At 66.1% G+C, this 21,038-nt stretch carries 22 protein-coding genes and 1 pseudogene; 8 read left to right on the top strand and 15 right to left on the bottom strand.

Features of this window, described 5'->3' with window-relative positions:
• The coding region (locus BLT03_RS22440; RefSeq protein WP_491907766.1) for a transposase at positions 1 to 229 on the bottom strand (229 nt) is incomplete at its 3' end.
• Between the two features lie 122 nt (positions 230 to 351).
• Positions 352 to 798 (bottom strand): annotated as a pseudogene (locus BLT03_RS22435) (SprT-like domain-containing protein); the annotation flags it as partial.
• 96 nt (positions 799 to 894) lie between these two features.
• On the opposite strand from BLT03_RS22435, the gene BLT03_RS22430 reads away from it, so the two are divergent.
• The 5 genes from BLT03_RS22430 to BLT03_RS22415 all read left to right on the top strand — a co-directional run bounded on the left by BLT03_RS22430 (position 895) and on the right by BLT03_RS22415 (position 2,448).
• On the top strand, positions 895 to 1,104 hold the full coding sequence (locus BLT03_RS22430; protein ID WP_092745994.1) for a ribbon-helix-helix protein, CopG family: 210 nt from the start codon (positions 895 to 897) through the stop codon (positions 1,102 to 1,104).
• Positions 1,101 to 1,367, top strand: a complete 267-nt coding sequence (locus BLT03_RS22425) for a hypothetical protein (protein WP_092745993.1) — start codon at positions 1,101 to 1,103, stop codon at positions 1,365 to 1,367. Before BLT03_RS22430 ends, BLT03_RS22425 begins: the two co-directional genes overlap by 4 nt.
• A gap of 62 nt (positions 1,368 to 1,429) precedes the next feature.
• Positions 1,430 to 1,624 carry a YqaE/Pmp3 family membrane protein gene (locus BLT03_RS22420; RefSeq protein WP_092745992.1) on the top strand — a complete coding sequence of 65 codons (195 nt, stop codon included), beginning with the start codon at positions 1,430 to 1,432 and terminating at the stop codon, positions 1,622 to 1,624.
• A 2-nt stretch (positions 1,625 to 1,626) separates the two neighbouring features.
• The gene (locus BLT03_RS24215; protein ID WP_139160500.1) at positions 1,627 to 1,914 is read left to right on the top strand and encodes a hypothetical protein; all 288 of its coding nucleotides are present in this window, start codon (positions 1,627 to 1,629) and stop codon (positions 1,912 to 1,914) included.
• Positions 1,915 to 2,031: 117 nt separating this feature from the next.
• Positions 2,032 to 2,448: a hypothetical protein gene (locus BLT03_RS22415; RefSeq protein WP_092745991.1), complete on the top strand. Its 417-nt coding sequence runs from the start codon at positions 2,032 to 2,034 to the stop codon at positions 2,446 to 2,448.
• Between the two features lie 4 nt (positions 2,449 to 2,452).
• On the opposite strand, the gene BLT03_RS22410 is transcribed toward BLT03_RS22415, so the two are convergent.
• A complete protein-coding gene (locus BLT03_RS22410; protein ID WP_139160499.1) occupies positions 2,453 to 3,787 on the bottom strand; it encodes a conjugal transfer protein TraG N-terminal domain-containing protein in 1,335 nt (444 codons plus the stop codon).
• 173 nt (positions 3,788 to 3,960) lie between these two features.
• On the opposite strand from BLT03_RS22410, the gene BLT03_RS22405 reads away from it, so the two are divergent.
• Entirely contained in the window at positions 3,961 to 4,236 is a 276-nt protein-coding gene (locus tag BLT03_RS22405; RefSeq protein WP_092745989.1) for a hypothetical protein, read from the top strand.
• Here BLT03_RS22405 and BLT03_RS22400 read toward each other — a convergent pair.
• From BLT03_RS22400 to BLT03_RS22365, 8 genes are all read right to left on the bottom strand, one after another.
• Entirely contained in the window at positions 4,233 to 4,454 is a 222-nt protein-coding gene (locus BLT03_RS22400) for a hypothetical protein (protein ID WP_092745988.1), read from the bottom strand. The genes BLT03_RS22405 and BLT03_RS22400 overlap by 4 nt on opposite strands.
• On the bottom strand, positions 4,447 to 6,345 hold the full coding sequence (locus tag BLT03_RS22395) for a hypothetical protein (protein ID WP_092745987.1): 1,899 nt from the start codon (positions 6,343 to 6,345) through the stop codon (positions 4,447 to 4,449). The genes BLT03_RS22400 and BLT03_RS22395 overlap by 8 nt, the downstream gene beginning before the upstream one ends.
• An 8-nt stretch (positions 6,346 to 6,353) precedes the next feature.
• Positions 6,354 to 6,785 carry a hypothetical protein gene (locus BLT03_RS22390; RefSeq protein ID WP_092745986.1) on the bottom strand — a complete coding sequence of 144 codons (432 nt, stop codon included), beginning with the start codon at positions 6,783 to 6,785 and terminating at the stop codon, positions 6,354 to 6,356.
• On the bottom strand, positions 6,782 to 8,179 hold the full coding sequence (locus BLT03_RS24610; protein ID WP_175537841.1) for a LamG-like jellyroll fold domain-containing protein: 1,398 nt from the start codon (positions 8,177 to 8,179) through the stop codon (positions 6,782 to 6,784). Before BLT03_RS24610 ends, BLT03_RS22390 begins: the two co-directional genes overlap by 4 nt.
• Positions 8,179 to 9,354 (bottom strand): hypothetical protein, encoded by a 1,176-nt coding sequence (locus BLT03_RS22380; protein WP_092745985.1) that lies wholly within the window; start codon positions 9,352 to 9,354, stop codon positions 8,179 to 8,181. Before BLT03_RS22380 ends, BLT03_RS24610 begins: the two co-directional genes overlap by 1 nt.
• Positions 9,355 to 9,551: 197 nt before the next feature.
• The gene (locus tag BLT03_RS22375) at positions 9,552 to 12,962 is read right to left on the bottom strand and encodes a hypothetical protein (RefSeq protein ID WP_245711524.1); all 3,411 of its coding nucleotides are present in this window, start codon (positions 12,960 to 12,962) and stop codon (positions 9,552 to 9,554) included.
• Between the two features lie 5 nt (positions 12,963 to 12,967).
• A complete protein-coding gene (locus BLT03_RS22370) occupies positions 12,968 to 13,363 on the bottom strand; it encodes a hypothetical protein (RefSeq protein ID WP_092745984.1) in 396 nt (131 codons plus the stop codon).
• 14 nt (positions 13,364 to 13,377) lie between these two features.
• Positions 13,378 to 16,947, bottom strand: a complete 3,570-nt coding sequence (locus BLT03_RS22365) for a tape measure protein (protein WP_092745983.1) — start codon at positions 16,945 to 16,947, stop codon at positions 13,378 to 13,380.
• A 22-nt stretch (positions 16,948 to 16,969) separates the two neighbouring features.
• Here BLT03_RS22365 and BLT03_RS24605 point away from each other — a divergent pair, with 22 nt between their 5' ends.
• Positions 16,970 to 17,128: a hypothetical protein gene (locus tag BLT03_RS24605; RefSeq protein WP_175537840.1), complete on the top strand. Its 159-nt coding sequence runs from the start codon at positions 16,970 to 16,972 to the stop codon at positions 17,126 to 17,128.
• Positions 17,129 to 17,143: 15 nt separating this feature from the next.
• Here BLT03_RS24605 and BLT03_RS22355 read toward each other — a convergent pair whose 3' ends face one another.
• The 4 genes from BLT03_RS22355 to BLT03_RS22340 are packed head-to-tail and all read right to left on the bottom strand — an operon-like array spanning position 17,144 to position 19,259.
• On the bottom strand, positions 17,144 to 17,896 hold the full coding sequence (locus BLT03_RS22355; protein ID WP_092745981.1) for a phage tail tube protein: 753 nt from the start codon (positions 17,894 to 17,896) through the stop codon (positions 17,144 to 17,146).
• 8 nt (positions 17,897 to 17,904) lie between these two features.
• Positions 17,905 to 18,375 (bottom strand): phage tail terminator protein, encoded by a 471-nt coding sequence (locus BLT03_RS22350; RefSeq protein ID WP_092745980.1) that lies wholly within the window; start codon positions 18,373 to 18,375, stop codon positions 17,905 to 17,907.
• A complete protein-coding gene (locus BLT03_RS22345) occupies positions 18,372 to 18,866 on the bottom strand; it encodes a gp436 family protein (RefSeq protein WP_092745979.1) in 495 nt (164 codons plus the stop codon). Before BLT03_RS22345 ends, BLT03_RS22350 begins: the two co-directional genes overlap by 4 nt.
• A gap of 18 nt (positions 18,867 to 18,884) precedes the next feature.
• Positions 18,885 to 19,259, bottom strand: a complete 375-nt coding sequence (locus BLT03_RS22340) for a capsid cement protein (protein ID WP_092745978.1) — start codon at positions 19,257 to 19,259, stop codon at positions 18,885 to 18,887.
• A gap of 3 nt (positions 19,260 to 19,262) precedes the next feature.
• Between BLT03_RS22340 and BLT03_RS24945 the strand changes: the two genes are divergently transcribed.
• Complete coding sequence (locus BLT03_RS24945) at positions 19,263 to 21,035, top strand: DUF935 domain-containing protein (protein ID WP_353615288.1); 1,773 nt, start codon at positions 19,263 to 19,265, stop codon at positions 21,033 to 21,035.
• Positions 21,036 to 21,038: the final 3 nt, after the last annotated feature.

Below are 21,038 nucleotides of genomic sequence, written 5' to 3'. Positions count from 1 at the left end.
CGTCGGAGGCATCGAAGGTGTGCTGCAGGTACAGCAACCCGGCGATCAGACGAGGTGGCAATGCGGGCCGGCCCCGCCAGGAAGTGAACGAGACCACGAACGTGCGCTCGATCTCGGCCCAGTCGATCAGCGCAGCCAAACGGACCAGCGGGTGCTTCATGTTGAGCTGCTCGTCCAGCCGTGGGCGAAACAACTCACCGGACTGAGGCAGCGAAGGCTTCGGACCCATGGAACTCCTCGGAGAAATTTGCAAGAAAACAGGTACTGGAACAACCATACCTTGCAAATCCTGCGCCCATCCATCAGCAGAACTACGTGTCAGATCAAGGGCTTGCAGATTGTTCAGGGCGGACTAAGGAATGGCCCGCCTTCGATGGCGTAGTCCGCCATCATGTCTCCCGTGCGCTTGCCTCCTGGCTGGCCAGTGGAGGAGGGCATCAGGCCGATGGCCTCCATCTTCGATGCCCACTCCTCGTTGTGGTATCGACCACGCCCTGGCTTTCCGAAGTGCGATTGCCACAGGTGGCACATCTCATGGGCAAGGGTCTGCATCGTTTCCACCACAGGCACCACGGCGAAGTAGGCAGGATTCATCGCGATCTCGTCCGTCATGCCGCCCTCCAGGTTGGCGAAGCGCTGGGCCGAAAAGTAGCCGCACGTGCGCTTCTCGCGCTGCAGCGTGATGAGGCAACCTGGTAACGAGCCACCAAAGAGCGTCTCATTGAAGTGGCTATACGCCTGCTGCAGTTCGGAATAGGTCTGTTGCGTCGGGGTATGCACGGAAGATGGTGTTGCCATGGTGAATTGTATTGTGAATACAAAATTGGCCTCACCCAATGCGTTAAAAGAGTGTATAAAAGACGCATCCGTGACCCATTTTTAAGGAGTACACACATGAGCGTTCGCTTCAATGTCGTCCTGTCCGATGACCTCAACCGTGAGATCGACCGTGCCGCGCAGGAGACGGAAACCAACAAGAGCGAAATTCTTCGCAAAGCGTTGCAACTGTTCCTTACAGCGCGCGAGGGCAAGCAGCGTGGCCTGAAGCTCGGGCTCGTCGAGCCCAAGACCGAGAAGTTGCAAACGGAGATCGTGGGGTTGTGAGTACGATCAATCTCAACTCACAGCCACCGAATCACAAATTCAGTGTCTCGGTCGAACGCGAGGAAACGGACGGCGAGCGCCGTGTCCGCTTGTTCAAGGATGTTGCTCTTTTTGTCGTAGCGGTTGGATTCGTGGTGTTGCTCGTGATGTTGTGCTACAGCACGCTATCGTCATCCACTGCCACGGCCGAGGAAAAGAAGTGGGCGATGTCCGTGCTTTCCGCAGCGACCGGCGGCATCATAGGGTATTTGCTCAGGAAGTAATTCCGAAGCATATTGAACCCGTAGTAATAATTAATAACGAAGTAATGAAAGGGAATTGAAAAATGCGACTGCTGATAGCCTTATTCCTGCCTTGGCTGACGTTCTTCACCATCGGAAGACCGATTGCCGGGATCATTTGCCTGATCCTCCAGATCACGCTGATTGGTTGGCTTCCAGCAACCATCTGGGCTGTGTATGCGTTGAGCCAATACAGCACTGACAAGAAGATAGAAAAGGCGCTCGCACGAAGAGCGTAGCTGTGTCGACGTATTCTGTGGAAGGCGATGGCATTGGGCATCTCTATGAAACCATCGTCAGCGCCATCTACCGACAAACGCGGACAGGCCAATCACCACCCGTCCGGCTGGTCCTGAACCCAATGCAGATGCGGCAGCTGCTGGCCAAACACGCCGCCGGCTGCAGGGCGTTGGGCATCGACGTCCGGCAGGTCGAAGCGTTCCTGGGTGTGGCGATCACTATCGCGGCGACATCTGCCGGATTTTTGGTGACCGCATCCGGGATCGATGTGCCACTGATCGCCCATTAGACCGGCACGAATGTAGGTTTCAGCAGAAAGTTACAAGCCGTGCGTCCTCACAGCATTGACACACAAACAGCGCCTGTCGATGATCGCTGGCACAAATAACAAGGGAGCCTTCAGGCCATGCAAACAAAAACGAACCACTATTTCTGGCGACTGCTCTTTCATGGCAGCAAATTCCTGCTACGGGTTTGCGTCATCCTAGCGCTCTGGGTGAGAGATTCCCTGAAGGAGTTCATCGGGGTATTCAGGCCACTCATTCGCTCGGTGGAGTCGCAGGCCCGTGAAGCCGCTGCCGCAGGCAGCTTCACGGTAGGCGCTAGGCCAATGAACTCCTTCAAGATCGGCGCTTTCCTCCTCGGCACCTTGGCAGTGATGGGAAAGATTTTCCTATTCATACTTTCCACGGCACCGGATTTTGATGAAAAAAAAGAGGATGAGGCATACACCTCTTATAGCGGTGTTGATTATTTTGGCGTTCCCGACATAACGAATACCACGCATTCTGATTGGGAAGCGTATTACGGAAGGCGAAAATAATTTCTTAGAGTTTAGTTATTCCTTTGCCTACGGCTTTTACTGGGCCCACGGTTTTTCCGGCACTGTTTCTTGCCAATCCGTCGGCGTTTTTCATAAAGTCTCCCAGTTGCTGACCCAAGTTTATTCCAACCCAACTCATCATTCCGGTCCAAACCATGGGTAAGCCAATGAACAGGGCCATCATCAGGATATTGAGGATCATCCGCTTGTAACCCGATGAGGCCATGGACCCGGCAAGCTGTGAGATTTCCTGCACGAAGATGTTGCCCTGCGCTCCGGGGTACATCGCGTCGATGAGCCGGGCATCGATCCACTGGGCGATGAACCACATGGTGGCCCACAGTTTCACGGTGAAGATTGCCACCGCCCCGTAGAACAGCACGCGCAAGTCGTAGCCGCTCAGGAAGGTGATCAGCGGCAGGAACATGTAGATCGACATGAGAACCAGCGCCTGGATCATCGGCAGGCCCGTGATGAGCGGCTGCATCGACAGGCTGGCCAGGGTGGCTTCCCAGCCCACGCCGAGTACCGTGGCCGCGCCCACGACGGTCCGGCTGAACGAGGTCACCGTGTCGTAGTCGGTGCCCATGATGCGATCGGGGTCCACGAACTGGGGGTTGGCCCGCTTCTGCGCCAAGCGCGCAAAAGCATCCTTGGCCTGGTCCATGCTGCTCCAGTTCATGGCAGTGCCGGCCACCTCCACGAGTTTGCCGAAGCTGCCGGCGTGGCCCACCATCTTCTCGCGCACCCCGTGGGTGCCATCCTCCCACCACTGCTTGCATGTTGGGCGGCCCCACTCGGGATTGACCACGCCGGAGTGGGGCGGGGCGATGCCGCTGGCCGGGTTGTAGTAGTCGATGTCCCGGGAGAAATCCACCGGGAAATCCGGCACCGGGTTGTAGGAACGCATGTCGGCGTAGTAGCCCGGCTCCGTGCGAAACAGCTGGCTGCCGATCCAGTCCACGTCCGTGGGGCCGTATTCCTTGTTGTCCACCGCCACCAGGCTCTGCCCCGTCGGCGACAGGGCGCCGCTGGCGGCGGCCAGGTAGCGGCTTCTGGCCGGGATGAAGCACTCGCTGTAGAAGCGCTGGATGGCGTTGAGCACGCGCGGGTCCTGGATGGTCGCGTTGCGGGCCATGTCCTCGACCATGCGAATCTGCCGGTCGCTCGATCGCACGCCGGCGCGCACGGCGCGGTTGATACCCGAGGAGATGGCCATGGTGGAGAACCACCAGGCCGGCACCTGGGAGAGGTTGCCTGCCGTGCTCATGGTGCCGTCCGACGCATCCTTCATCGCCGCGTCGTAGCCCGAGCCCGTGCCGCCGTTGCGCGAGACCATGGTGGGGTTGGGCTCCTGGGGCGTTGCATCCGGCAGGTAGCTCAGTGAAGCGCGGCGCGATAAATTGCGATTCAGCGGTGAGATAAATGCAAGCACTGTAGTTTGCGCGGAGTGCAAAAGAATTGCACCCCTGACAAAGCATGATGGAGCCTTCTCAATCCAAGGAAGGCACCATGTCCACGATCCTGTCCAAAGAAGCGCTGCGCTACAAGCTCATCGACCTACTCCGCGAGGACGGCCGCACCGAGGGCCATCTCTCTGAGGTTAGCGACGCGATTTTTATCTTGGAGCGCCCTGACTTCCTGGGGGGGCCAAACTGGGAGTTGGCGCGTTGGGAGCCGTTTCGCAGCCTCGCGCCTGACCTCAATGCGGCATTGATGGAGGCCGAAGCGGTAGCCCAGGCTGACTACCGGCTCGCTACCCTCCCGCTGGGCGGCTCCACGGTCTAAGCCTCGCCCTCTACATAGGTGAGGTTCGGCGCAGGCCCTTCGATCACCCCGTCGCGCACGAAAACCCGCTGCCCCGCCTGGACTTCGCCACGCGCCTGCAGCACGCGCCCGCCAGGCATGGCCACGGTGGCCACACCCGCCACGACGGCAGTGACCTGGCCCACCTGCAGCGGACGGGGCGGCATCAGGTCCATGAACTCTCGGTAGGCGTTACGCATGGGTTTCGATCGATAGGGTTTGGCGCAGCGTGGGGCGGCTCCACTCGATGGACGTGCTCCGCACAATGCCCATCACCGTCTGATCGCCCACGTGGCGCACGAATTGCCCCGGCACGATCACCCCGGTCTCGGGCAGCACCTGCATGCGCAAGGTGACGTGCTCCTGCCGGCCGGTGTCCGACAGCTCGGCGATGCCGCGGGCGCGGTGGACGTCGGCGTGCGTGATCAGCGCGTGGTTGACCTGGGGCGCCAGCACATTGCCTGCGGTCCCGGCCCGGCTGAAAGGCCCGAAAACGCCGGCACCCACACCGCCCAGGAACACCCGGTTGTAACCCGGCCGGTCCACATACTCGGTGCCCACCACCTCGGCGGCAGCGCCCGGGATCTCGAAGTCCGGGGTGATGCTGCCCCAGGCCCAGGGCGCCGCAGGGTAGCGCGGCAGCACCCGCAGCACCGGATCTGTCGGGTGCGGCTGCACATAGCCGCCCGCGGCCGTGGCGATGTCGTTGATCGCGTCGATGTAGGTGCCCTGCAGCGCCCAGGCGCCCGCCGGCACCAGCCAGTCCACGATCTGCCAGTCCAGGGCCCAGCCCATGCCCACCCCGTTGACCGTGAGCACATCGGCCGCCAGCTGCTGGGCTGTGCGCGGCACCGCCAGGCTGAACGACTGCGTCGGGGCATAGGGAGCGCCCAGGATCGACGCCTTGCCCTTGCCGGAGACCGACCAGCGGACCTGGGGCAGGAAGCGCCGATCCCGGGTGATGCGCTCCAGCCGCAGCCGAAACGGCACGCCATTGATCACCACCTCGAGCTCGGCCGGATCGCCCTGGCCATCACGCCCCAGGTGGGCCGCCGCATCCTGGTGCAGTGAGGCCGACCACGACCAGGTCCAGCTCTGGTGATCCAGCGACATGCTGAAACTGTGGGCGCGCAGCTCGGCACCCGTGTCGACGCGATGCAGCGTAATGTTGTTGATCACGATATAGGTTCTCCGAACGGGGACGATGACAGTGGCGCCGGGCTCTGGATCCGTGCCATGTCCCTCGCAAATGAACACCAGATGCGCCGGCACACCGTGGTCGGCAAGCGCATCGAACACCAGGTGCACCGGCACCTCGGGCACGTAGCACGGATCGGGCTGGGGCGGCTGCGTGGGCGTGGACACCCCCGGGCGGGGCACCCAGGCTTCTTGGTAGTGGTTGCGCCAGGCGCGCGATCGCGCCACCGCGATGCCCATGCTGTCGGCTACCACGGCCGAGACACGCAGTCCCTCCTGCCAGTGCTGGGCGATCACACGGCGCAGCGGCAGCGCCTCCTGAAACCGCTGCACCCGACTCATGGAGCGGCGTGCAGCGTCCTGCCAGTGCTGGGCGATCGCATGGCGCAGCGGAAGGGCCTCTTCGAACGCTTGGCACACGCCGGGCCCGGAGAGCCTCGCCGCCTCCTGCCAGCCTTGCCGGACGGCAGCGCTCCGCATGGCGGCGGCCTCGTAGCGCGCCAGGATCGCCGCACCCAGGGCGCGCGCGTCCTGCCAGTGCTCGCGGATGCCCGCCTGCAGGGGCAGCGCCGCCTGGTAGTGCTCGCGCGCCGGCACGCCGCGTCGCACCGCATCCTGCCAGCGCTGGGCGACCGTGCCCACCACCGGCCGGGTCACATTGACGTCGTACTGGGCCGCGGCCACCAGCCGCAGGCCGGTGATCTGCCCTGCGGCGATGGCGCGAACCCCCGAGCGCAGCAGGATCGGCGCACGCAGGCCCGTGATCGACCCGGCTGCTTGCAGCTCGACGGCCTCGCCCGTGCCGCCGCCGCCATCGTCGCCGAAGACGATCTCGACAGGCGACCCGGCCGGGTTGGCCGCTTGGCCGAAGATCAGATCCAGATCGCCCGCCATGCCCGGCCTTACGTCAACGCCGAGGCGGCCAGCACCACCAGCCCGCCGGCCAGCAGCAGCGGGCTGTCGTCGCCCTCGGGCGTGGTGCCGCCAACCACCCGGAAGTCGCCCACGTGGTCGGCATCCGTCACGCTGCCCTCGCTGACCACAATGCCCGAGGCGCCGATCCACACGCCCCAGCGCGGCACGCCCGCCACCATCACCAGCGCCCCGCCCGCGTCCTCGGCATGCCAGACCAGGGCGCCGTTGACGATCGATGCGCAGGGCTTGGCGAGCACGATCTCGGCCTGGGGCGTGCCGCCCGCGGCCCCGGCAATCGTGGTCGGCCGGGCGGTGGTGTGCAGCCGCACACGGGCCCGGCCGCTGCCGGCGTCCGCGCGCGCGATCGTGGCTTCCAGCTGCGCGAAAGCGACCTCGGGGCCGATGCGCCAGGTGCTCATGGCTGGGCCTCCAGACGGTTGGCCGCGACGGGCCGGTAGTTGCCGGCCTGGTCCTCCGCCAGCACCAGCCACTGGTGGGCCATGTCAATGCCCCTGAACTCGAACGCCCCGGTCGCGGCATCGCTCCAGGTCTCCCGGGCCAGCAGCTTGTCCCGCTGGCGCAGCAGCACCACACGCGCCCGGGTGGGCAGATTGCTCGCGCCCTTGACCTTGGTAGTGCCCCAGATGCGCCCGGCCCCGCCGAACTCCATATCGCGCGCGATCGCGGCGGCGGCGGGCGCCCCAGCGCTGAACGCGGCCACAGGGCTGGCCGTGAGCAGTTGGGCTCTGGATCCCTGTACCGGCACGGCGCGCAATGCCCCGGTGCGCGCGATCCGAACGCCGCTGTCGGCATACAGGTTGTCCACCCGGGCATTGAGCGTCGGTGTACCGGCACTAAACGCCCATCGACCGATCTGCAACGGCAGGGTGGGAGCCGGCAAGGTGCCAAGGCCGCTGCGCGAGGCCACCTGCACGCCATCTCGGTAGATGGCGCCATTGGTGCCCGAGCGCACCATCCGCCAGCGCTGCGCGACATCGGCGGTGTAGGTGGCATCCACGAACTGATCTGTTGGATTGGTCTGCACCCAGAAGTAAAAGCGCAGATATCCCGGCAGCACGCGGATCGATAGCCCTGGCGACGTCCAGCTCAGCGAGTTGGTGTCGTAGAAGCCATGGTGCCAAATCGCCCCCAGGACCTCGCCCGCGGCGCTGGGGATGAACAGGTCGAAACCGATCTCGTAGTCGTTGCCCAGATGCAGGTCGGGACTGTTGGCGATCTCGAGGTAGTCATCCCCTCCGGACAGGGCCAAGTAGGACGTGCCGTCCTGCAGCGGCGCCGTGGCCTCGATGTGCGCGCCGCCGTACACGGTGACTGCATGACCGTATGCGTCCGTGATCGCCGGCCCGTTGAAATCCATCGCGAACACGTGCTGGCGCAGATCGTCTACCGACCCCAGCGTGTACGCTCCAGGGAACAGCAGCCCACTGGCCTCACCCACGACCGTCCACGCCCGGCCATCGGCCGAGGATTCCAGGCGCAGATCGCACGGATAGCGGGCCTGGTCAGAACCGCCGCCGATCGCCAGATACAGGATGTCCACCGCGCTGCCGAAGTCCCACACCAGTGCCCAGCCAGGCGCAGCCACCTGCTCCGCCGACCAGGTCACCGCCGTGGCCGCGCTGCCGTCTTGCAGCGCCGCCACCGCACCAGCCACCGGCGCCATGCGGCTGGTGAGCGTGGCCGACAGGTCAGCGCGCCCCGCGCCGTTGTACAGCGCCACCTCGCTGATCGAGAGCGCCCCCAGGCCCCAGGGCCGCACGGCGACCAGGCGCCAGTAGCGTGCCGCGGCCATCAGCGGCTCCAGGGGCCGGACAGGTCCAAGAACACGGTGCCGCTCGCCTCGGCGCCGGCCACCGGCGAGCCCACGCGCACCGCCATCAGCGTGCGGCCCGCATAGTCCTGCGTGCCCACGACGGTGCCGCGCGTGGCGAAGGCCCCGCCCATGTCCTGGATCGGGTGCAGCAGGCCCGGCAGCGTGCCGCGCACCCCCTGGCCCACCACCTCCACCAGGCCCGTGAGCAGCCCGTTGTTGGGCGAATTGGGGTAGGCGCCCCAGGCATAGCCCGCCACGCCGGCATACACGTCCGCCACGGTGCCCGTGTGGTGCGCGCCGATGCGCTGCGCGGCGATTGCCTGGCCGACCCCCGTGTGGGCCCGGGCGAGGTAGACCCCGCCGCGCGCGCTGCGGTGGCTGTAGCCGCAGCAGCCGTCTGGCGTGGTGGTCTGCGCCACCTGGTCGGACTGGTTGCCACTCACCAGCCAGCCGTAGGCATCGCCGCTTTTGACGCTGGCGATATCGCCCGCGTACAGCAAGGTGTAGCGGTCGATGCCCTGCGGGCTCACGGCCAGGTACAGGCCGCGCTCGTCGGCCACCACGATCCACGGGCGCGCGGCGGTGCTGGCCGCGCCGCTCTTGGGCCAGTACAGGCCCTCGGCCACCTGCGCATCGAGCGGGATCGCGCCCAGGCCCGTGCCGATATCGCTCATCGACTCGTAGCCGCGCACGCGGGCATTCGTGGTGCCCGTGTCATCGACCCGCAGCACGCAACCCGTCGCCTCGACGGCCGCGGGCTTGAGGGCGATCACGTTGTCGGCCTGTCCGGCATACAGCTCCTGCCAGCCCGCCGGAGCCATGCGGCTCGTGATGCTGCCCGCTGCCGCGCCGGCCGCCGCATCGGGGGCCGCGAAGGTGACGCGGTCGGCCGCCACCGTGAGGATGCGGCGCTCGCCGTTGAGGCCATCGCCTGTCGCGCCGGCGAACAGGGCAACCGAGCCCACGCGATAGGGATGGCCCGAGGCGTAGACGGCCGTGGCTACGCCGGCGGTGACGGTGAGCGACGCCACGGCGCCGGCGCCGAAGCCGTCCACGAGGCAGGCTTTGAGCACTGCACGCAGCGCGCCGGCCGTGCCGGACAGCACCGGCGCGCCGGCCTGGCTGGACTCGAAAACTTTGATGGAAGTACTCATGTGGATCCTGGGTGTCTAGTGGTGATGGGAAGGGCTCAGGCCGAGGGCGGACGGTCGACGTTGCCGCGGGGCAGCAGCTCAAACGAGTAGTCGATGGCGCTCGCCACGCCCGGCTGCACCGCTCGGATGGCGGCAAACGGGTAGTACGCGCCCACGGTGGGCAGGAACAGGACGTTGCCCGCCGCCCAGCCGTTGCCCTAGCCCGCCGCCTTGAGGACGAAGTACGGCGCGCCGGAGATGGGATTGATGGGCACGATGTCCGTGTTGCGGCTGTAGGTGCCGACGTTGCCCACGTGCTCGCCGATCACCTCGACGTCCGTGCTGCCGGTCAGCACGCGCAGCGCGAAGCGCTCGGTCAGCGCGCCGGCATTGGTCACCTGCACCGGGAAGGCGCCGTCGTTGTACGTGGCCGGTGCCGGACCGGCGGGCCCGACCGCATCGAGCCAAGTCACACCATCCCAGTTGAGCTGGTCCCACACCGGCAGCGCGCGGGCGGCCAGGTTGCCGGACATGAGGGCCGAGGACACCACGGTCCCGGCCGGAAACGCGTGCGACAGTTGCTGCGTGAGCTTGATCGTGCCGTCGATCTGCACGTCGGCCGCGCGGACCATCTGCTCGATGCGGTGCAGCACGCGCACCGGCTGCACCCAGGTGGCCGGGTCCACGATCTGCACGGTGCCGGCGTCCAGATCCGCCGTCCATCCGGCCTGGATCAGCTTGCCGTCGGCGCCGACCAGGTGCACGCGCGACAGCCGCGTGCGGGCCGCGGAGACCGTCTGTCCCGCCGCGTACGTGGCCGCGGGCACGGTGCCGGTGTGGCCCACCACCAGGTAGCTTCCCACCCGGTAGATCGGCACCCGGCCATCGGGCGGGAGGCGCACGGGATCGAGGCCCAGGATGTCCGCGTCCAGGGGCAAATAGAAATACGCGACGCTGTTGTAACGCAAGGTGGTCGGGTCCACGGGCCAGGGGCGCCAGATCTTGCCGGCCTCGACCGCGCCCACGTCGGCCGCGCGATACCACCACTCGGCCTGCTGCGCGGGCGTGAGGTCCGCATCGACCACGAAGTCACCGAACTGCAACTCGCCCACGCCGGCCTCGTAGTCCATGCGACCGCGCATGTGCTCGCCCGTGAAGTTGCCATCCAGGCCCGCCGTGGCCGTGAGCGCATTGCCCTGCAGGTCCAGCAGCGTGAGCACCAGGCCGCCGGGCTTGATGGGCGCGCTCTGCGTCCGAAAAAACACGCTTGCCGTGTTCCAGGCGCTGCGCTGGGTCCACAGGCTGGCAAGCGCGAAGGCGGTCGGTGCGCCCGCCACCACGTAGTCCGTCATGCGCGCCAGGCCCCGACCATAGTCCACGGTGCCGCTCACGACGCCGGGCGCAGCATTGGTGCGGCCGCGGTAGAGGATGCCCTCGAAGTCGTCGTAGCTCTGGCCCATCCAGGTGAACCGCACACTGCCTGGCACGATGCGATCCGTGGTGTAGCGGCACAGGTCGATCACCACTTCGGGCGGCGCGAACTCTTCTTCGTAGGCGTTGGGCGCGAGGGGCGCGACCTTGTAGCGCACGATCACCGTGCCCAGCATCTGCTCGCCCACGGCCGCGGTGCTGTACTCGCCGCCCTTGGCCGAGTTGCTGCCCGACGATGACTGGCTGGACACGCGGTCGAACTCCTGCGCGTCCTCGTAGTCGCTGCTGTAGCTCTCCGTGGTCTTGCTGTAGCTGACCAGTTTGAGGACCACGGTCTTGGCCGCATAGGCCACGGTGCCCAGGCCCGCCGCGAAGCCGCCCGCACCGTCATCGGTGGCGCGGTGCAGCGTGATCACGCGGTTGGAGTTCGTGGTGTCGCTGCCCGACGTGCGGCTGTAGCGGCTGGTGGTGGTCAGCGTTCCGATCACGTTGAGGAAGCCCGAGACATACGGCCGGCCGTCGATGACCTTGCGCTCGACCGCCATGCCGGGGACCAGGTTGCCGTACCGCTCCCAGAGTGGCTCCTCCATCCAGCTCAAGGCGGTGATCGCCTCCGGCGCCTTGGACGTGCTGGCGCTGGTGAGCTTGGCGCCGCTGGTGCTGCTCACCTCCTGCGCCGTGGACCAGGCCACCTCGATGCTGCCGGCCACCGGCTGCTGGGCCAGCGTGATCGTGGCCGAGCCGGTCGGATCCAAGGCGGGCCCGGTAAAGACCTCCTCCTGCATCGCCGCCGCCGTGTAGCTCGTGGCAAACGATCCGCCGGCATCGATCATCTGCAGCGGGCGCAGGAAGATGCTGGAGCTGGGGTAGTCGATCTCGCCGGCCGCATCGCCCGTGAACTTGCCGGCGCCGTTGTCGGTGGCGGTGCGCACCTGGCCTGCCGACAGCCAGGTGATGGTGACGGCGCCCGGGGTCGCGCCCGGATGGGCCAGCGTCCACGAGTACTCCGGCGACCGCACCTGCGCGCCCTGGGCCGAGCGGTTGTTGTAGCCCACGCGCTCGGCCCACTGGATGATGATGCTGCTCGCGTCGTCTGGCATCGCAAGCAGCGTCATGTCCACGCTGCCGGTGGCGTAGATCACCCGGCCGGATCCCGAGCCGGCCAGCACGCCCGTGCCGTCGTCGGTGAGCGTGTACCAGTTGCCCAGGGCCCGGTAGCTGATGACCACGGTGCCGGGCTCGGGCAGCGGCTTGAGCATCGCCACGTAACTGAATCCGCGATTGCTCTGTCCGATCTTGGTGCGCTGGGTGTGCGCGGCCACGGCCACCTCCACGCGGCGCGGCGCGTCTGCCAACACGATCGTGCGCTCCGCTGCAGGGCGCTGATCCAGGGCCGTGGTCTCGGTGCGCGAGCTGGGCACCAGCTGGGTGTAAATGCTGGCCACCCGCAGCACCGAATCGCCCAGCGCCGTGGGCGCGGCCAGGGGCGAGGCGCCGTAGTACACGGCCGCATCGGCCACGGTGGTGTCGCGGATCACGGCCTTGCCAGCAGCAGGCGCGTAGTCGCGCGATGGCGGTGAGCCGGGGAAGGCGTAGCGCAGTGCGTCGGTCAGGTTCACCTTGGTGACCGAGCCTTGATAGTCGACGAATCCGCCGCTGGAACCGTAGGTGTAGGTGCGCTGTTCGGTCTCGGTGCGCGTCACGCGCACGAACTGGACCCGCTCGGTGGGCGTGCCCGCCTGGTAGGTCAGCACCAGGGTGCGGCCGATGTCCGGCGCGGGCGTGCCGGGGCGGTGGAAGATCTGGATGGACCGCATGCCGACCACGTGGTCCTCGAGGAGGTAGCCCGACCACTGGGTGCCTTCGATGAGATAGGCCGCGATCGCGGCGGCGATCTCGGTGCGGCGGGCGAACAGGCCGCACTTGGCGAGCGTGATGCTCACCTGCGGATCGGTGGGCAGCTGCGACAGCACGATGTTGCTGCCCATGTACACGTCGGTGTTGGGGGTGAGGACGCCCACGTGCAGCTGCCGCATGGACACGTTGCCGCCGGCGCGGTCGGTCTCCGTGACGTCGGGGAAAACGTTGTTGGAGCCGCCGTAGGGGATCACGGTGCCGGTCGGCCCGCCGCCGGCCTCCGGCACGTCGGCCATCACGCGGCTTGCGAAAAGGTGGATGTCACCGTCCAGGATGGGCATAAAAATCAGACCTCGAAGAGCTTGAAGGTGGGGAGATAGAGCAGCTCGGGCGTGATCTCGCCGTCCTCGAGCTTGTGGATCGGCTGGGCCTGAAAGCCTCCGCCCGCGTGGTCGAACATCACGCGGTAGGTGTCGCCGCGCAGTACCAGATCGAGCTCGATGCCGGGCAATCGGGCCCAGGCCTGCAGCGTGGTGCACAGCGCCCGGGTGATCCAGGCGGCGGTGTCGGTACCGACCAGGGTGATGGGGCGGCCCGCTTGCTTGAGCGCGACGTCCACCAGCAGCGCGCCGGTGGTGCTGTAGGCCGTGGCCTGGTCGACCGGGCTCCAGCCGAATTCGTCGGTCCACTGCAGGCGATCGCTGATGTGGGCCGTGGTGCCGTTGTAGGTGAGGGTGATCATGGTGTTGCCTTGCCTCAGATGGCGGCGCCCTTGGCCTGGGCGAGGTCGCGCAGCAGATCGATCTCGGTCTGCGCGCTTTGGGCATCGACGTGGCGCGTGGTGCCGCGGACCACGCCCCAGTCGCCTGCGCCGTTGATCGTGATGTTGTTGACGTAGGTTGCGCCACCCCCTCCACCGCCGCCAGGCGTGGTCGGGGTCGGGGTCGTGGGGGTCGTCGGAGTCGTTGGCTGAGACGTCGATTGCTTGGACGCGAAAAGGCTTTTCTCTGCGGCCTTCGACAGGGCCTGGGTCATCGTGCTGTTCCTGCCCGCGTACTTGATCTGCCCCCCGTTGTTGATGTACGGCACGTTGCCTTCGTTGTCCACGAACTCGCCGGATATCTGCTTGGCCGTCTCGTCGTCCAGGCCGGCTTGCTTGAGCCAGTCCACGATCGCCAGGCGCGTCCAGGCGAACTGGTTTTCGGACTGGGGGCGGTTGGTAATACTGGATGCCGATGTATCAGCGGACTTTTGTGCCGCCGCTGCGGCGAGGAACTGCCCCTGTGCGGCCAGCGCCTTTGCGCCGGCATCCGTGTAGGCGTTGCCCATGTCTCTGACGGCAGCCGTGTTCGCGCTGGCCGCACTGACCCCGGACCGCATGGAGGCTGCTGACCGGTCAACGGCATTGGCCAGCTCGAGCGAGGATTTCCCCGCTTCATCGGTGACCACCTTGAAGCCACGCACGGCGGCCTGGCCCTCGACCCAGGCGGGTGCAATGCCTTTGTTGGCAGCGATGGCCGCCTCGGCTGCTTTCCGGAAGCCTTCGCCGAGCTCGCGAGCGCTGGCCGTGCCGCTGGCCGTCAGCGTGTCGTAGGCCTCCTTGGCATTCGCCGCGGTCTTCTTTAGCGACTCATCGGACGTGATGCCGAGCTGCTTCATTGCTTCTCGCACGCTGTTGATCGCCGGAGTCGCCTTGTCCATGGCATCTTTCAGCTCATTGGCTTTTTCCCGCGCCTGGTCGAGCAGCCCGTCGGTGATCTTGTCTCCGAGCAATTTGCGGAGTTGCTCGATGCGACCGCGCAGGTTGTCGATCGCGGCCTGACCATCGGCCGTTTCGATCGCTTTGGACAGACTTGCAACCAGCACCCGACCGGTATCCACTCCCTGCGCCTTGAGGCTATCCAGCCCATTCACGATGGCTTCTACATCGTTGATCGCACTGCGAGAGACCGAGCCGATCTTGCCCTGCAGCTGTTCGTATTCCAGACCTGTGCGGCGCACGGCCTCTCGCAGCAGACTGTCCGTCAACTGCGCGGCGCGGGAGCTTTCTCGCGTGAGGACCGCAAACGTTGCCTCAGCCTTCGCCTTCAGAGCCGTGAGCTCATCGCCGTTTACCCCTCGTGCGATAGCAGCTTGCACTGCAACTGCAGCTTTCTCGGCCTCTGCTCGGGCGGCACCAAAGGCCATCCTCGCCTTGATTTCGAAGTCAGCAAGGTCTTTGCCATTGAGTGCCTGCGCCCAAGCGGCCTGCAACTCCGTTACGGTGATTTTTCCATCGGCAGAGAGCTTTTCGAGCGCCGCGGAGAAGTCACGAATGCCCTGCGCCTTGTTCAGATCGAACGAGTCAGTGGCCTTCTTCAAGGCCTCGGCGGTGCTGTTGCCTTCCTTGGTTAGCTTTTCGAACTCTGTCACGCTGGTACGCGCGGCCGTCGACAGATCAAACGTGCGATCAATCGCAACCTGAATAGATACCGCCAGACGCTCCCGATCGGCAGCCGCCTCCTTGGCGATGTCCGCCTGCAGCTTCTCCGCCCGGGCGAGTTCCTCCGTGCGGTCCTTGTAGCCTGTCAGCTTGGCGGCGCTCTCGCCGATCCATGTGCCGATGTCTTTGAAGTTGGCGGCTATGGCAACCAAGGCAAACGTAGGCAGGCCACCCAGCATCCCCGCGAACCGCCCCAGGACACCCGTGCCAGCAGATACCGCCCCCGAGGCGGCGCGCACCTGCGCGCCTAACCCTGAGAACGCACCAGCAAACCGGTTCGTACTCAAAGCCGCAGCAGCATTGGCTGTGGCATTGGCGCTCGTCGCTGCCGTATTGGCCACTTTTGTTGCCGCGTTGGTCGCGATGGCGACAGTGTTTTGCGCTGTGGCGGCGGTGTTTGCTGCAGTGGCTGCAGTGCTCGCTGCTGTTGCAGTCGCCACCCCTTGTGCTGCCGCGCCGATGCCCAAAAAATGCTGCGCTAGGCGCAACGCACTAAACGCCGCCACTGCCTGCCCAGCATCAATCAACAAGCCTGCAACGGTTCGTAAATTGCTTGCCAGCGCCTCGATGCCCTTCGCTGCAGCTGCGCTCGCGCCCGTGGCCTTGTCAGTTTCGCCCACGTACAGCGTCCATTGCGTGGACAGATCCTGCAATGCGCGGCCCACGGTGGGCGGCAGCTTGGCGAATTCGCCGGCCACCGTCTGGCTCTGGCCCTTGAGTGCCTTGATGACGGTGTCGCTGGTGAGCAGGCCGGCCTCGGCCATCTTGCGCAGCTCGCCGGTGGTGACGCCCAGCCCATCGGCCAGGGCACGCGCCAGGCGCGGGCTTTGCTCCATGACGGAGTTGAATTCGTCGCCCCGCAGCGCGCCGCCTTGCAGACCCTGCACCAGCTGCGTGATGGCGGCGCTGGAGGCTTGGGCGCCAGCGCCGCTCAGCTGGATGGCTTGGTTGATCGTCTCGGTCAGCGCCAGGCTCTGAGCGCTCGCCTGGGCCGTGGAGAGCCCGGCATCCTTGCCGGCCTGCGCGAGGCGGCTGAACAGCACGCCCGTCTCTTCGAGTGCGCTGTGCGTGCGCAAGGCCACCTCGGTAACGCCCTGCCAACTGCGCGTGAAGTTGTCGCCCTCGCCCGTGACCAGCTTGAGGCGTGCCTGCAGGTTGTTGACCTCGTCCGCTGTCTTTGCCAGGTCCGCGGCAATGACTTTGAATCCCTGCAGGCCGGCGAACCCAGCGTAGAAGCTCTGCAGCCGGGACAGCTGCTGGCTGATGGACTCCACGCCATCGCCGATCGCCCGGTGCGAACGGCCCATGCTGGTGCCGGCGTTCTGCGCTCCGGTGGCCGCCCCCTGGTATGCAGGCACCAGGCCCTGCACCGAGTCGCGGACCAGCGCCACTTCCTGGCGCAGGCGCTGCTGGGCCGCCTGGGCGTTCTGGCCCGCGATGCCGTAGCGCTGCAGTTCGCTCTGCGCACCGGCAAGTGCTTGCTGCTGCTGACCGAAGGTCGTGCGCGCCGCTTCCGCCGCCGATTGCAACCGCTGCAGCGCTGCCGCTTCTTGCGCTGTGGGCGGCCCCATGGCCGTGACCTGCTTACCGAAGTTGCTGGCTTCCGTCTCTGCGGTCTTGAGTGCGCGGCCGGCTTCGCGGGCCTCGGCCTGCAGCCGGTTGAATGCGCTGATCGCGGCATCCTGCTCTGCCAGCTCACGCAGGCGCGCAGCTGTGGCGGTGGCCTGCTTGGACAGATCCTCGGAAAGGACCTTGGAGACGCCTTCGAGGTCGTCGGCCAGGCCCAGGATCGACTCGCGTCCCTTCACATCGGCCCGGATCTCGTATCTCGCTTGCTTGTCCACCGTGGATTCCTACAATGCGGGCATGCCGCGCTTGATCGCCTTCGTCTTCTGCATCGCCTTCTTGGTGGGCGCGGGTGCGTCCGTGCGCGCAGGCATGGTGGTTGCCGCCGTGGCGGTGCTGGGCCTGGTGGGCTACCTGGCCTGGAGCCTCCTGCGGCTTTTTCTCGGCCAGGCCAAGTAGCCAGGCCGCCACGTCCTAGACGTGGATCGTGCGCATGTAGCGGCTGATGCCCACGCCGCTCTTGGTGGGGTCCTGGAGCACTTCGCCTTCGATGTCCAGCGCACCGAACCCCTTCTTGATCAGGGTGAGCTGCTTGGTCACGCCCTGGCTCACGCGCCACAGATCCATCACCACCGCTCGGCCGCTGTCGGCTTCGTTGAGTCCCCCGAAGCGCAGCGTCAATTCCGATGCCTTGCTGGTGAGTGCTTCGATCACCACCTGGTCCGCATAGCTGTAGCTCACGGTGATGGCGTCGGCTTCGGTCAGGGCCGCGGCGTCTGCACGGATCCAGATGCCCTCGGGCAGCAGATCGAAGTTGCCTGCCGAGGCGACCACGGTCGAGCCCTTCTTGAGGACCAGGCTGCTGACGTTGATGTGGGGCAGCGGGATCAGGCCACCGAGCCGGGCGACATAGGGGACGTCGGCCACGGTGCCCGCATCCTGTGGGTTCACCGTGCCCAACACCGCACGCGCCATGTTCACGAGGTTCAGGTCCGCGAGCTTGGCCTTGAACGTGACGCCGGTGACGCGGCGGATCTCGGCGTGCACACCGCCGCCCACGGCTGTCATGTCGTCTTGCTTCTCGACCGACTCGGCCTGCTCGGTCGATGCTTCGAGAACGTTGCCGATCGGCATCAGCGCCGCGGCCGAGCCGTAGGGCGATGCGTAGATCTTGCCGACCAGGCCGCTCGGGGCGTAGGTGCGCTTGATGATTTCGTTGGCTGCCATGCTGGCTCCTATTGCGGTTTGCGAAAAACGGTGGTGGCCAAGATGGCCGAGGGGAGGTACTGGAAGCCGGCCGAGTAGCGCGCAGGGGGTGGGGAAATGAGGGTGAGCGGCTTGGTGGCACCCTGCACCTGTGCGCCCGCCAGGGCGCCGACGACATGGGCCGCCAGCACGCCCGCCCCTTTGCGCGCGGCCTCACCGCTGCGCACCGTGGACACGTTCTTGACCGCGGCCACCACATACCAGGTGTGCGTGAGCTCCCAGGCGATGCCGATGTCATCGCTGATTCGGTAGCCGCCATAGATCACATGCACCGCCGGCGTGCGCTGCGCTGTTTCCTTGATGTCGGCGATCTCTGCCGACGTGAGCACGTGTACGGCCGGGCTCATGCCCCCCACGGCCTGGCGCACCAGCTCGACCAGGCGCGGCTCCAGGGCCATGAAATCGTTGGCTTCGGCGACGGTCTGGTCCTGCGTGCTCATGCGTAGTCCCGCGTGCTGTCGTCGGTGATCCTGCGCGGGCTGAAGCCGTAGAACACCTCCGCATCGCCTGGTGCATCGCCGGCCACCAACGTGCCAGGCGCGCCGCCCCAGGGACAGGAGAGCACGGACTTGCCCTCGGCGATCTGCCCGAGCTCGCGCTCGGCCGCCTTGTAGCGCAGGTAGACCTCATGCTCTGGTGCCAGGTCGTCATAAAGGTAGTAGCGCGCCACGTCGCACACCACGCGGGTGAGCTGGGGCGGGGGCACGAACTCCACCGCGCCAGGGTTGCCCGGCACCGGTGCTGGCTTGCGGCAGCCGGCCAGGGGCAACTGGTAGACGCGGCCGACAAAGCCATCAGCCAGCGCCTGGGCATCGCCCAGTGCGCGTTCGGCCTTGGCCGTTTGAACGGCTGTGAGCTCTGGATCGGTAAGCTCGATGAGCTCGCGCTCCCCGAAGCGATCGATCATGTCCTGGACGCTGGCGTAGTGCATGGTGGCGGGCGAGATCGATCAGGCGTGGACGTGCTTGTAGAGCTGCACTTCGATCAGCTGGCCCGCTTGCGTGGCCGCACCCAATGCGCGGCCGCAGTGATCGGCGGCAGAGCCGGCCACGGCCTTGCCGACCAGGTCGGGCTTGACCAAGGCGCCGAAGGCAATCGCCTCGCCAGCCTCGACCAGATAGCTGTAGCTGGTGACGCCGCTAAAGGCATCACCGACCTCGGCAGCGGTCTCCGACACCCCTTGCACGTCCTTGGGGCCGCCCGCGGCGGTGGGGTAGCCCCCGTCATAGGCAAAGAATCGGTAGGCGGCCAGCGCGGCCGTGGCCACCACCGTGACGGCGTGCTGCTTGTCGAACTGGCGGCCAGTATTGTTCTGCGATGCCATGTGATGGGCTCCTGTCAGTGTTGGGATTCAATGGCTGTGGAATTACTTCTTGGGCTTAGCGTCCGCCTTGGCCTTGCTGTCGGCAGCGGCTGCCTGAGTCGCCGCAGCCTCTTCCTCGGCGCGCTTGCGGGCGAAGTCGGCTCACACGGCATCGCCCACGATGATCTGCTCCACGTTGAGGATGACCTTGAGCTGTTCGATGCTGGCCGGACCCAGGTTGGAGTTGGGCAGGTAACCCTTCACCTCGGGATTGGTGGACAGAGCACTGAGGGCATCCGCGCTCAGCGTCAGGCGGTTCGGGCGCTTACCGATCTTCTTGCGCACCACGTCGGCGGCTGCGCGGATATCGGTGACCGGCGTGCCGGTGGACGAACTCCACTTCGTGCCTCCTGCCAGGGCCAGGACGTGGCCAGACGCATAGACCCCCGGTGTGGTCGCCAGTGTCGCCACTTCAATTTCATAGTCGAGCGCCAGCACATCAAGAACGATGGCAAGGGCACTAAGGATGCGGGGACGCTCACCGCCATCCTGAAAGGCATTGCCTTCGATCGCCTTTGCGGCGAGCTGTTGGAGGCGCTGCTGGCCGGGTTTGCCGTGGCTGAGATCGTGTGGACCGTCCGGGATGGCCTGGTAGTCCCTGCGCGCGTTATCAAGAGGGCTCAGCGGCGCTTTGTGTATGTGCAGGACGATGAGCACAGCCCCGCACGCCTGCAGTTGCTCACCCGCGAGAACATGCTGACTGGCGTTCCCGTGCCTGACCGCAAGTTCATTGCCCACCGGGTCAATCCGGAAGATGACAACCCCTACGGGACGGGCCTAGGCCTGCAGCTCTTTTGGCCGGTGTTCTTCAAGCGCAAGGGCGTCGTGGCGTGGAACAAGCTGTGCGATCGCTTCGGGTCGCCCACACCGCACGGCAAGTATCCCCGCAACGCGGGCCCCAAGGAAAAGGGCACGCTGGCCGATGCGCTGCGCGCCATGTCGAACGACGGCTACCTGATGACGCCCGATGGCATGGAGATATCCCTGCTGGAGAGCAAGCTGTCGGGTAATGTGACCACGCAGCAGCAGCTTTGCGAGTACATGGACGACTGGATTTCCGAGGTGCTGACCGGCCAGGAGCCGGCCCGATCGGGTGGCGGCGCGCTGGCGGCGGCCAGCAAGGAGCGCAAGGACGTGCGCCAGGACCTGACCCAGGCCGACAGCGACTTGCTCTCGGAGACGCTCAACGAAACGCTGATCGCGTGGATCTGCGAATACAACGGCCTGGCGCCATGCCATGTCTACCGCCAGATCAAGGAGGAAGAGGACACCAAGACCCAGGCGGAAGGCGACAAGCTGATTTACGACATGGGCTTCGAGATGGACGAAGACACGGTGCGGGCGAAATACGGCGAGGGCTGGAAGAAGAAAGCACCACCGCCACCCGCCGCTCCCGCAGCAGCCCTTGCTTTGGATCCAGCCTTGCCGGTCGTCGCCGATCCCGGTCGGCGCGCGGCCAACTTCGCCGAGAACGCCACTGTGCCAGCTCAGCCCGACGCGCTGGATGCACTGATCGACGCTGAGCAGGCGCAATGGCGGCCGGTGATGGACCCGATGGTGGACCCGATCCGGCAATTGCTGGCCGACGCGGCCGCTCAGGGACAGACGGCGGCCGAGCTGCTCGCTCGCCTGCCCGAGCTGCTGGCCCAACTGGACCTCGGGCCGCTGGCCACGTCGCTGACCCGGGCTGCGTTTACGGCACGGCTGGCCGCCGATGCCGGCATTGCGAACGAGTAGCCC

Origin of the sequence: Paracidovorax valerianellae (genome assembly GCF_900102625.1) — a bacterium.
GTDB lineage: Bacteria > Pseudomonadota > Gammaproteobacteria > Burkholderiales > Burkholderiaceae_C > Paracidovorax > Paracidovorax valerianellae.
Note: the sequence above shows the minus strand (reverse complement) of the source record. Positions and strands in the feature narration are given on the sequence as shown.